7 protein-coding genes are annotated in these 7,472 nt (G+C 54.7%); 6 read left to right on the top strand and 1 reads right to left on the bottom strand.

All coding sequences use genetic code 11. From position 1 onward, the window contains the following. The 4 genes from VW35_RS16445 (at nt 1) to VW35_RS16465 (ending at nt 3,546) form a co-directional block, all read left to right on the top strand. Nucleotides 1-1,152 (top strand): tyrosine-type recombinase/integrase, encoded by a 1,152-nt coding sequence (locus tag VW35_RS16445; protein ID WP_161796934.1) that lies wholly within the window; start codon nt 1-3, stop codon nt 1,150-1,152. 54 nt (nt 1,153-1,206) lie between these two features. After that, nucleotides 1,207-1,806 (top strand): hypothetical protein, encoded by a 600-nt coding sequence (locus VW35_RS16450; RefSeq protein ID WP_046144188.1) that lies wholly within the window; start codon nt 1,207-1,209, stop codon nt 1,804-1,806. A 304-nt stretch (nt 1,807-2,110) separates the two neighbouring features. Beyond that, nucleotides 2,111-2,833, top strand: a complete 723-nt coding sequence (locus VW35_RS16460; protein WP_046144190.1) for a nucleotide-binding protein — start codon at nt 2,111-2,113, stop codon at nt 2,831-2,833. After that, nucleotides 2,833-3,546, top strand: a complete 714-nt coding sequence (locus tag VW35_RS16465) for a hypothetical protein (protein WP_046144191.1) — start codon at nt 2,833-2,835, stop codon at nt 3,544-3,546. The genes VW35_RS16460 and VW35_RS16465 overlap by 1 nt, the downstream gene beginning before the upstream one ends. Here the strand turns inward: VW35_RS16465 and VW35_RS21350 are convergent. After that, nucleotides 3,524-3,829, bottom strand: a complete 306-nt coding sequence (locus VW35_RS21350) for a hypothetical protein (protein WP_152662634.1) — start codon at nt 3,827-3,829, stop codon at nt 3,524-3,526. The two genes, VW35_RS16465 and VW35_RS21350, sit on opposite strands and share 23 nt — an antisense overlap. 140 nt (nt 3,830-3,969) lie before the next feature. Between VW35_RS21350 and VW35_RS16475 the strand changes: the two genes are divergently transcribed. Together VW35_RS16475 and mobF are read left to right on the top strand one after the other, a co-directional pair. Continuing rightward, entirely contained in the window at nt 3,970-4,233 is a 264-nt protein-coding gene (locus VW35_RS16475; protein ID WP_046144193.1) for a hypothetical protein, read from the top strand. Then, nucleotides 4,234-7,185, top strand: coding sequence for a MobF family relaxase (gene mobF / locus VW35_RS16480; protein WP_046144194.1), 2,952 nt, complete (start codon nt 4,234-4,236; stop codon nt 7,183-7,185). Nucleotides 7,186-7,472 lie beyond the last annotated feature (287 nt).

Raw genomic sequence — 7,472 nt, forward strand, 5'->3', positions numbered from 1 at the left:
ATGGGAGAGTCTACGGCCGATACTGCCCAACGACATGCCGCTGCGTCCAAGTTAGCGTTGGCGTTAGGCTTTGGATATCGGCCCACCGAGCAACTTGCCGAAGGAAGTTGGGCCGAGATCGCCCAACGGATGGAAGTTATTTTGCCTCAGTCTACCCCCAAGCCGGTCCTGGAGGCTGCGCTTGGATTGGTAGAAGAACCGAAGGCGACCTTCGGCGATGCTCTCAAAATCTACTGCGGAGAAATCTTCAAAACAGAGCTCGCCGGCAAATCTGAAGCGCAGCTCCGAAAGTGGCGCGTAATTCCGGAAAGAGCGATACGCACTTTTGTGGAAGTGGTCGGAGACAAGCCGCTCTCAGAAATAAAACGCTCCGACGCCGTCAAGTTTTATCGACACTGGCTGGAGAGAATTCAGCCGAGCGACCCGTCGATAAGCCGCTTGAGCCCGAGCTCCGGCAACCGTCAGCTTGGGGAACTGCGCAAACTCTACAGAAGCTATTTTGATCACGTCCACGACGAACCTGACAGGTCCAATCCCTTTCGGGGTCTTAGCTTCAAGGAGAATGATGAGCGGAAACGACCCGCGTTTTCAGATCGATGGATCATCGAAAAGTTCATCCAAGGCGATGCGCTGCGAGGATTGAACTCTGAAGCAAGAGCGGTGCTCTTCGCGATGATCGAGACAGGTGCGCGTCCATCCGAACTCTGCAATTTGCGTCCTGAAAGCATAGTGCTGAACGCCGAGGTTCCCCACGTTGCGATTGTCGAGCATCTCGATGCCGATGCTCCTCGCCAGCTGAAATCTACGAGCAGCCGCCGCTACATTCCCTTGGTTGGCGTAGCACTAAAGGCATTTCAGGCATTCCCTGAGGGTTTTCCCCGCTATCGTGAGCGCGAGGAGAGCTTAAGTGCGACGATAAACAAGTATTTTTCAGACAACGGCTTGCGTGAGAGCAACAAGCACAGTCTGTACTCCCTCCGGCATAGTTTTGAGAACCGGATGTTAAGAGCCGATTTCGATGTGGAGTTGCGCATCGCCCTATTCGGCCACAAATCTCAGAGGCCAGTTTATGGAGATGCTGGAGGATTAAACTGGAAAGCTGAGAAGCTGCGGAGCATAGCATTCTCCTCGAACGCTTCGATATTTAATTAATTCTTTTGCGTGTCTCAAATTTTGAGCCGGTATCCAGGCGCGAAAGGAGACACTATGACGGAATACGACGACGCTTTTGAGGATTGGCTGGCGGATTGCGGGAACCTTGAATATGACCGCGAGGATTGGCCCGATGAGATTATAGAAAAGATACTCAACGGTGAGGTAACTGGCGATTCATTCGAGGACAATGCCGATTACAATCACGCGGCTGAAGTATATATGTACCACTACCGTAATCTGCTTGATAAACGCTCGACGACGGTAGCAACGGAGTTTCTATTTCACTACGCGCGACAAAACTTTGAATTCTGTCGCCTGATTACGAATTTGTTAGAGGAAAAGTTGAAGCAGAAGGGCGGTGATCGGTTATCGGAAGATGAGTTACTGGCGACTCGTCGACGATACGAAGATCCCTCGATTGCTCACCTACCCAGTCATGAGCGTCGCAGGATTGCCGGGAAGCCTGACAATATCGAACCAGATGCCGTGCGATACCGGCTCAAATTATCAGAGCCGCTGGCACGTTTGCATGAGATCAGGCATCAAGCGTTTATAGCCGAACTGCATCAAAGTTACTTAGACCGTCTGTCCCACCCAGATGAGGAAGAAGAGGGCGGTCCTTTCGCCAGCCTATTTAATAGGCAGAAATAGATACCTAATCCATTTCGACTTCCGAGGTAGACATTCACGCGGCAGGCTATGGGCGATCAATGACGCCTAGCCGCACTATGAGTGTTCCAACCGCTGAGATTTGCGAACGATATCTGGACCGTTTGGCCCAGATCCTCGCTCAAGCAAACGAGAAAGACCGAGGCCACATACTGGATTTGGCCGCTCGCATTCAGCGAGAGTTGGACGCCTGCTTGGAGCGCCAAAGGGTTGAGGCAGATTTGGTCAAGCGTCTTAACGTTCGACCAGGTATAGACCCATGACAAAGTCAAATTCGCCATCTCGCGTGCTCGTCATCACGAGCGCAAAGGGTGGCACCGGCAAATCCAACAAGGCAGTGGTAACCGTAACGACCCTGCGGTCGCTCGGTCAGCAAGTAGCGGTCTACGACGCCGACGCTTCCGTCAGCTCGACATACCTTGCCCTCCGAATTCCCGACGTCCCTGAAGATCAACAAGATCCGCTGTTGGGCGCTGTTCGTTACGACATGCGTGATCCGGAGGAGGCTGAGACCTTTATCCGCTCAATGGACAGCGGCGTTCGGACGATAATTCACGACTTCCCGGGTGGTGCACACGCCAGCGTCGCCGAATTGTTTCCGGCGGAATACAGCAATGGTCTGGGCGAGATCGCTGAGCTTGCTGCTGATTACGGCTATCGCCTGACCATCATGCACATGAAAGCGGCCGACCCTTCATATGAGGCCAGTTTCCACACCCTTGCGGATGGCTTCGGTGATGGCGTCGACTTTGTCGCGGTCCTCAATCGGGGACTGATGACCGATCAGAACCTGAGCAATTGGACCGCTTCCGGTGCTCGATCGCGGCTCTTCGAACTCGGTGGGCGCGAGATCACGCTGCCGGCTCTCGCCCCGTCCTTACTTCAGTATGGCCTCAAGGGCATCGCTGACGAGGCCGTGATCACTGACCCCTACCACAGACAGCTTCGCCGTCTGTTCCTCAGGAAGGCCGAACAGGAACTCAACGCTATTACCAATTGGCTGTTCTGATGAAGTTCCGGCAACTCTTCAACTTGTGCCTAAAGTTAGGACTTTCAGATCGTGAGGCCCGCCGCCAGATCGAATTGGCAGAGGCCTTGGGCTTCCAAAGTGATGATCCGTATCTGAACCTCCTCGTCCTTGAAGGTCTTCTCCTGCACGCGGTTATTTTGAATGATCGTACTATCAAAATTTTTCGTGCAGAACGTGAGGGTTATCCTGATCTGATCGCCGAAAAAGTTCGAGAGGCGATCCTCCCCATACTAGCTGACGTCGCAGTCAAGGCCGCGGAGAGGTCGGTGACATCACACCTGTCCACCCGAAGGCGGTTATTGGAAAGCATTACCATTTTCGCGGTCACTGCCCTATTGGCTTTTCCAGTGGGTGCTCTCAGCCAACAGAACGTCAACGCCTTTTGGATCGGACTGACCGCCGGAAGTGCGACCTCCGTGGCCGAGATGCTCACACTAAACCCAATGCTTCCGCAGCAGTTTGCCGAGTGCAAAAGTTCGATCGCGACGAAGTTCGGAAATTCTCCCGGTGACTATGTCTGTCCTACAAAACCGATCGTGTATCGGACTGGCAATCCGGTCGAAACGACTCCCTTCTTGAATCCGCTCCTGACCATTTTTTCAACGGCCTTTTCGTGCCTGCTTCTCGGTGCGGGGCTGCCCCCCATAGTCAAGAAAATCAAGCGACGCTTCACTCAGGGCGTCGTGGCTTGAATGTAGTTCGCTTGGATAAAGGCGCCTCGGATTGCGTTGCCTTAGCATCACCGTCAGCCGTCGATACCGCCCGCTCTCTCACCGTTTGAACAGAAAGCGCTTCGCGGCGATGGCTCGATTTTTCCTCGGAACGGAGTTTACGCTCTGCAATAATATACTGGCGCAGGGTGTTTGCGCTGATGGTCTGCCCTGCCCTGCTGATGGATTCAGCCACCTTTTCATAGGTGTGCTTTGCCAGATGAGCTTCGATTTCATCAAACGAGGCAGATACCAGCTCCCGCAACGTAATCCTGCGAGTAGGTGCTGCGGCGGTAAGCTTCTTGAGCTCTCGCCTGACACGATCACTGGGCTGTCTGGCGATATCATCACCTGTGGGCTGGTACCGATCCGTTTGTCCAATAATTGTCTTTCGGAGCAGTGAACATGGCTCACGATAATTCTCGGATCGCGATCGACCCCGCACTGAATTCGGTGCTTGAGGCCCTCGCCAAAGCGCGGCGCACGTCCAAACGGAATCTGGTCGAGCAAATGCTCCGCCGTTCCCTTGAAAATGACGACCGGCTTTCCGCCGTTGTCGGGATGCTCAAAGCCGCAGCCGAACGGCAAATGAGCGTGGACGCAAAAATCGAGGTCATTGCCTCAGTCGTTTCTGACATCTGGTCGGCGGAAAAAGGACCGGCCGAGTAGATGTTCACCCCTGAGTTCATGCCCAGCATCGAATATTACTTAAGGGGGGATCAACGGAGGCCGGAAGACTATTACACAAGCTCCGATGCAAATGCACTGTGGTGGCATCCGAATGCAGTATCTTCCGAACTTTTTGGCTCAGTCCACGGAGCGAGCGTCGACGCTAACGTTTTTCGACGGCTGTGTAGGGGCGACCTGACCGACGGACGCACGGTTGCCAGGGGCAATGGGTTTCGTCGTCTCGGTATGGATTTTCACTTCGCGCCCCCAAAATCGGTATCGATAGTGGCGCTGCTCTCAAACGACCACGTCAGGAGCATTATCTTGGCCGCCCATGATGAAGCGGTTAGGGAAGCGCTGCAGTTCATTTTTGACCAAGGCCTTTTGAAGTGCCGTCGGGGCCATTCCGGCGCCAAAAAAGAAACCCCTGAATTTTGGGTTGCCGCGGTGTTCCGCGAGCTCACTTCTCGTGCAAACGACCCACAGCTGCATTCTCATGCCGTGATCCCCAATATCGCACTGCGCAAGGATGGATCCGTAGGGGCGCTAGATAATAAGGAAGTCCTGGATCTCCAGCTGTTGATGGGAGCATTTTACAATACCGCGCTCGCATCGAGGCTTCGGGCTGCCGGTCTTGATCTGGTTCGGCGAAAGCGTGGGTTTGAAATTGCTGGCGTGCCTTTGACAGTCATTGATGCCTTCTCCAAGAGACGCAAAGCGATAGAGAATGCAGGGAAGAAGGAAGGCGTCGATGTAAGCAGGGATCGTTCGGCGGCAGACAGGCTGTCGCTCGCCACACGGCCTAAAAAGGACAAGGAGCGTAGTGCGTCCCACATGTTGGCTTCATGGCGCGAAGACCTTCACGCCCTTGGGTTCGATATCAATGATATCTCATTGCATGACGTTGCGGGTGCACAGCCCGAGCGCACTATAGCCGATTTGGCGAGAACCGCACTCGACGAGACTTTTGAAAAGTCAGCTGTCCTCAAGCGATCCGACATGCTGGCGGCGATCGCTGAGAGCCTTCAGTGCTCTGCCAGTCCCCAAGAACTGCGAGCGGTGCTTTCTGACCATCTTGACGACCTGGTTGTGCGTGTTGGAGACGAATACGACACTGTGAACAAGGCGTCCTACTCTACCCGACAAAATGTCGAGTTGGAGAAAGAGCTCATCAAGTTGGCGGTAGCGTCCCGTGGAACGTGGTCCACCGTCGATCCGGAGCTGGTTGAACGAGCCATAAAAGCTCGCCCATCGCTATCAGATGAACAAAAGTCGGCTATTTGGCACGGGCTGACAGCCGACGGCATTTCGATCGTCGAAGGCAGCGCTGGCGCGGGCAAATCTTTTGCGTGGGGGACCGTTACGAGTGTCGCTCAAGAGGCAGGACGCACTGTTTATGCGCTCGCCCCATCGTGGGCTGCAACCAAGGTGATTGCGAAGGACACGAATACCCCGAATTCTCATGCGCTTGCTGTGCAGGGTTTTCTTCTGGCGATTGAGGCAGGCCGCATAGTTCTGAGCTCGAATGACATCGTCCTTCTGGACGAAGCTGGAATGGTGCCGACGAGGGATCTTTATCGCGTCGCGCGGGCATGCTCGGTGTCAAAATCGAAGCTCATCCTGTCAGGCGACACTCGTCAGCTACAGCCAGTGGCCTGGGGGTCGCCGTTAAGGCTTTTGTCCCGTGTCCTAAGTTCCTCGAAAATGCGTGAAGTTCGGCGCCAGTCGACAGGTTGGCAACGCGACGCGAGCATGCTGTTCGCTAAGGGAAATGCTTCTGCGGCCCTGCAAGCTTACGACGATAGAGGACACATTTTCTGGTGCGCCGACGGCAGCACAGCCATTGCTAAACTTGCCGACCGATTTGTTGCGGATCGACTCTGGGATGGAGTCCTCTCGACTGATCCTGCGCCCACTGCCCTCGCAATCGCCGGATGGAACACGGACGTTTTGGAGCTCAACGCTCAAATCAGAGTGCGTCTGCAAGAAGCAGGCCTTCTTTCAAAGGCGCAGTTTTCCGTGCCCGTTGCTGTGACCGATAGAGAAGGAAAGAAGTTGTCCACCATTACGATGCTCCTGGCAGACGGCGATCGCGTAGCATTCACTGAAAGGGTCGACCATCCATCCAGACGCATCACAAACGCTGACTCGGCAACTGTTTTGAAAGTTGACTCAGAAAGCATCACGCTCCGCTTTGACGACGGCCAAGTTTTGGCCGCCAATTTCAGAGAACTGGTGGGTCGGCGAGTGGAAGGTCAACCGGGGTTGCCTTGCATGAAGCACATATTCGCGGTCACCGCACACTTCTCACAGGGTTTGACGGTAGATCGGGCTTACGTGCTCGGAACCAAGCCAATGACCCGGGAGGGCATTTACGTAGCAATGACAAGGCATCGACACTCAGTGCAGCTCTATGTTGACACAAGCCGTACTCCTAAAAGCCGCCGGACCAATCGGAAAGTTCGGGCTCCAGATGGAAGCGCAGCGCTTTCCCAAAAACGAGCATACTTCGCCGAGTGCGACATTGCTGCGCTGAAGTTGAATGCAAGTGACTTTGCTCCAGATCCGATGTCTTGGGCATTCGACACAATGGAACAGGAAAGGCGGCCTGATGCGGTTGGCCTGACTGCCCGAATGAATGCCCGCATGCGGTGGCAGCTAAGGGAAAGTGCTCACCCGGAACCCGTCGGCCCGCGTGGAGGTATTCCAAATGCTCTGTATCAGCGGCTTGTTGGGAAATTCATCGAAGCGAGCGTCGTGCGGACTGCTTCAAGTAAGCTTTTGTCGTGGATCGGTTGGCTTCGGGACAACTTGAGCTCATTTGTCGTAGCTCGCAGGCCAGCGACCCTTTCACAACCGAACAGCGAAATGATAACTTCTTACGGTGTTCTCGACCCCATCGCCGGTCAACGCCTGACGTTGGATGAATTGGATGTAGGCCCTACTGGATAGCCGGCACCGTCTGGTAGAAACGTTCGGCTCACCCGAATCTCAAATAGACTTTGAAGCCTTTCCATCTGGCGAAGGAGCCCTAGATGGCTAGTACCCTAGTGCGCATTCACCTAGATTCAGAATTCGACGTCCGCGCGAGCGCAGGACGTCCGAAATGGGGCCGAGGCTGTGTGAGAACTCGGCGCGGCTGATGGCTCAGCTTGTTTTGCGACGGCGCGCGTCAGCGCCCTTCATCCTGTTATCGCCTTGAGGGTGGAGGCAACACCAGCCACGGCGATGGCGCGCTT

The sequence above is a fragment of the Devosia soli genome (assembly GCF_000970455.1).
GTDB classification, from domain to species: domain Bacteria; phylum Pseudomonadota; class Alphaproteobacteria; order Rhizobiales; family Devosiaceae; genus Devosia; species Devosia soli.

Bases quoted from the DNA above. Each gene is read 5' to 3' on its own strand.
- VW35_RS16445 (WP_161796934.1), top strand. From the start codon at position 1: ATGGGAGAGTCTACGGCCGATACTGCCCAACGACATGCCGCTGCGTCC.
- VW35_RS16450 (WP_046144188.1), top strand. From the start codon at position 1,207: ATGACGGAATACGACGACGCTTTTGAGGATTGGCTGGCGGATTGCGGG.
- VW35_RS16465 (WP_046144191.1), top strand. From the start codon at position 2,833: ATGAAGTTCCGGCAACTCTTCAACTTGTGCCTAAAGTTAGGACTTTCA.
- VW35_RS16475 (WP_046144193.1), top strand. From the start codon at position 3,970: ATGGCTCACGATAATTCTCGGATCGCGATCGACCCCGCACTGAATTCG.
- mobF (WP_046144194.1), top strand. From the start codon at position 4,234: ATGTTCACCCCTGAGTTCATGCCCAGCATCGAATATTACTTAAGGGGG.